Raw genomic sequence first — 3,843 nt, 5'->3', positions numbered from 1 at the left:
GCTCTAAATAATATGCAGTATTATATACCATGCTTTCGAGCTAAGAATTATTATCCTTAGAATTTCAGTACATCTCTTTTGTAGGAGAGATATAAGAATTTTTTACATCATTACGTTCATTTTTAAAACGCAATAATAGATTCTTTATCCTTAATAAGCAATAACTATAAATTCCGACTCTCTTATTTCTATTTTTTCTAAACAAAAATCTAACCACTGATATCCATGATCTGCAAAAAATACGCTAAAATTACAAACCCTTTCCTGCCAATTCTTAGAAGGATTTACATCTAAAAACAGATTTTCCAGTCTTTCCATCAATTCGTTTTTTTTAATCTTTTCTGCATGAAGAAGACGTTTTTTCATTCTTTTAAAAGATTTCAACTGTCTTACTTCTTCTGCTTTCACCATATTTCCGAAAGATCTTTCCGTGGTTTCGGCAATCTTTTTAAGTTCGGCAAACTGACTGATGAGTGTATTTTCCTTTTGCTCCAACATTTCCAGAATGGAATTATCTTCCAGCATTTTATTGTTGATGACTGTTGTAAAGTTCTGGAAGAAGTCTTCTACTTTCAGATTCAGTTTTTCAATTTTCCCCAATGTTTTTTCTTTTAAAAACAGCATAGAATTTCGGGGAATCAGGATCGGAAAAGGAACATTTATGGTTGAAAAGTAATCTTTGAGTTCCAGCCAGTACATGATTTCTGCATTTCCTCCGATGTAAGCAAGGTTGGGAAGAATAGTTTCCTGATAAACTGGACGCATCAATGCATTCGGACTAAATTTTTCCGGAGAATTTTCAAGTTCATTTAAAATTTCTTCTTTGGTAAACTGAATATTTTTATCTACCACAAAGTATTTCTGACCGTCAAAATCTATTCTGTCTCTCGTGTCCGAAAGGTAGAATAAATTAATTTCGCGCGGATTTACCTGAACTTTTCCATATTTTCCGGTTAAGAAATCTACTTTTTCCTTTGAGCTTTTATGGAGACTGAAATTCAGCAGTTCATCTTTGAAGGTTTCTTTGATCTGATTTTTAAGGTCTTTAGAATCACCATCCAAAATCAGTAAGCCAAAATCTGAAAACAGTCTGTTGACTAAAATCTGGATTGCCTGAGTTAATGTATGTCCGGCTTTATAAGCTTCTATTAGCATTAAAATCAGTTCCGTCCCAAAAACATAGTCTTTGAATTCTCTTTCAAATTCAGATATGAAAAATGTATCGTTAATTTCTATTCTTCCAACCGGACCGCCTGATTTTTCGTTGATTTCGTAGAAATTGTTCTCGGTTTTAAAATGATTGATTTCCGCAAAATCGTGATCTTCGGAAGCCATCCAGTATACAGGAACAAAATTAAATTCAGGAAAATTTTCTTTTAAATAAGTACAGGTTTTAATGGTCTGCAAAATCTTGTATACAAAAAATACAGGTCCTGAAAAGAGATTTAACTGATGACCGGTGGTGATGGTAAAGGTATTGGGAAGTCTTAAATGATCTATATTTTCATTCTGCCTTGAAGAAAGTTCAAGATGGGCAAGCTGTCTTTCTAAATTGCTTGCTAAAATATTTCTCCGATCCGCTGTGAAAGAATTCTGTTTCTGCGCGATCTGTTTCTTAAAATGATCTAAAGAAAATGTTTTTTCTTCAAATCCCTCGATATCATGATTTAAAAAATCTTTGATTAACTGAGGTATGCTTTGGATATCCTGAAAAGATATTTTATTTATAGTTTTCAACTTGTCTATATTTTAGTTGAACAAATACCATACAATTCCCAGATTCAGCCTGAAATCGTAGACCGGATAACTTGGAAATGCATACGCTTTGTTGTTAGAAAGGAAAGTTCCGACCTGTTGTCCTTCAATAAAAAAGAACATTTTTTTAACTTTAAGATTGAAGTAAACATCGGCAATCGGCTGTCCTCCGATAGAAAATGAATTGGAACCCGGTAAGATGTATTCGTTAAGAATTGGAAAAAATTCCCGAGATGCAAATTTCGAAAAATAATATACTTTAATTCCGGTCTGAATTTCCGCCGCATTTTTAAAGGCTTTGGACTGGAAGAAGAAATTGGCACGACCTATAAAACTTGGTAACGGAAGCAAATCTTTATTGGTTAAAACGTTCTGGAAGTGCAGTCTTGTATTTAAATGAAATTTACCATAGCTAAAAGTAGCGTCACCTCCGATCTGCGAAATATTAACGGGACTTCCGCTTTGCTGAGGCATGGCAATAGCATCAAAGTATGTATAATTATCTATTCTGAAATAGTTTGCGAACAATTCTGTTTTGAACCACTTTAAGCCAACACTTCCTCCGATTTCTGAGATGGTCTGGTTCTGGGCATTCTGAAAATAATAGTTGTAATTATTATACACGGAAGTATTCAACAGATAATTGAAGGATGGATAAGCGCTTTGAAAGTTTACTTTTGCATTCACAAAGTAATCTTTTACCGGCTCAAATTTCAGATTGTTGGTTGTTTTTAAATAGGTTCCGAACTGGCTTCCGTTAGAAAATTCAAGAAATGAATTCAACTGAATTTTATCAAAAAGTTTAATCTGTAAGTTTCCTACTGCCCCGATTCGGCTTTCTTTAATTTCTGTAGGAATCACTAAAATCGGAAGGGTAATTTCATTAGAACCAAATTTCAGCATCTGGTAACGTAGACCGGCATCAAGTTTAAATTTCTCATTGTCCCAAACCAGACTTACCGTATTGCTGAAGTTGTCTGAATATTTTTTTGAAGTAAGCGGAGCTCCTGTCACCAGTTCATCCGGAGCATCGTACCAGTAAGTTTCAGCGGCACTTTGGGCATAGTAATATTTGTTTCCCTGATGAGAAATGGTATGTCTTATTTTAAAAGGAATTTTTTCTGATTTAAAAGGGGCAAACTGATGGGTTAAATAATATCTTCTGTAGGAATACTGTGAGCTTGAAGATGTAAGATTCACCTGCATATTCTGTCTGTTTCTTGAATTGCTGTCGCCGTTTTGAAATAAACTGTCTACTGCAATTCCTCCATTTTCCTGATTGTTCACATTCTGATGAAGATAGTGTGCAAACAATTCATAATTTCCGCTTTTTGAGACGTAATGTCCTGTAAACAAAGTATTGTTATTGGATGCCAATGAATTTCTGTACATTCCCTGAGAACGCAATCCGCTGTATTCCAGAGAAAAATTAAATCTTTTCCCAATGTTTTGCGTGTAAGAAGATCGTAAAGCCGCTCCGTTTTTCATTGCATTATGGTAAATGAAGGTTGCGGTCGGCGTTTTTACGTCATAGTAATTGATATCATTAACGCCTAAAATCCAATATGCTTTGTTGGTTGGTAATAGTGCTAAATTTTGTTCGGCATTCACTTCGTACGTAAGCGGATTAAATCCTGCACCTATGTTTGCGACCTGTGCTCTTCCAAAGTTATCTTTATTGTTATACTGAGAAAAAATATACGTTTTATCGAAAGTCATCACGGTATCAAAGACTTTCTTTTCAGAAAACTGCTTCTGATAGAGATAATCTTTAATAGTTGGTTTAAATATTTTTAAAGAGTCTTTTTTCCCGGAATCGATAACGAGCGTGTCTTTATCTTTGGGAAGCTTATTGAAGTCTGTTTTGTTGACGACCTGGGCTTGAGCTGCTACACTCAGGAAAAATATGATGGAAAATAGGTATTTCATTTATTTTTATTGTAAAGCAAAAATAAGAAATAATAGGGAATAAAAAACCCCGCTTGAATTGGAGGTCACTGAAAAACTAAATTTTCATTAACCCATAAAAAAGGAGTGTAAAACGTATAGTTTTACGCTCCTTCTTTGTATATTAACACTATATTCAAG

2 protein-coding genes are annotated in these 3,843 nt (G+C 34.2%); both read right to left on the bottom strand.

Annotation, left to right across the window (positions count from 1 at the left end; genetic code table 11):
* Nucleotides 1-150: 150 nt before the first annotated feature.
* Complete coding sequence (gene bshC, locus DD829_RS23295; RefSeq protein WP_116548213.1) at nucleotides 151-1,737, bottom strand: bacillithiol biosynthesis cysteine-adding enzyme BshC; 1,587 nt, start codon at nucleotides 1,735-1,737, stop codon at nucleotides 151-153.
* A gap of 12 nt (nucleotides 1,738-1,749) precedes the next feature.
* A complete protein-coding gene (locus DD829_RS23290; RefSeq protein ID WP_108409628.1) occupies nucleotides 1,750-3,684 on the bottom strand; it encodes a putative porin in 1,935 nt (644 codons plus the stop codon).
* Nucleotides 3,685-3,843: the final 159 nt, after the last annotated feature.

The sequence above is a fragment of the Chryseobacterium sp. HMWF035 genome (genome assembly GCF_003094695.1).
In the GTDB taxonomy this organism is placed as follows: Bacteria; Bacteroidota; Bacteroidia; order Flavobacteriales; family Weeksellaceae; genus Chryseobacterium; species Chryseobacterium gambrini.
Note: the sequence above shows the minus strand (reverse complement) of the source record. Positions and strands in the feature narration are given on the sequence as shown.

Bases quoted from the DNA above. Each gene is read 5' to 3' on its own strand.
- DD829_RS23290 (WP_108409628.1), bottom strand. From the start codon at position 3,684: ATGAAATACCTATTTTCCATCATATTTTTCCTGAGTGTAGCAGCTCAA.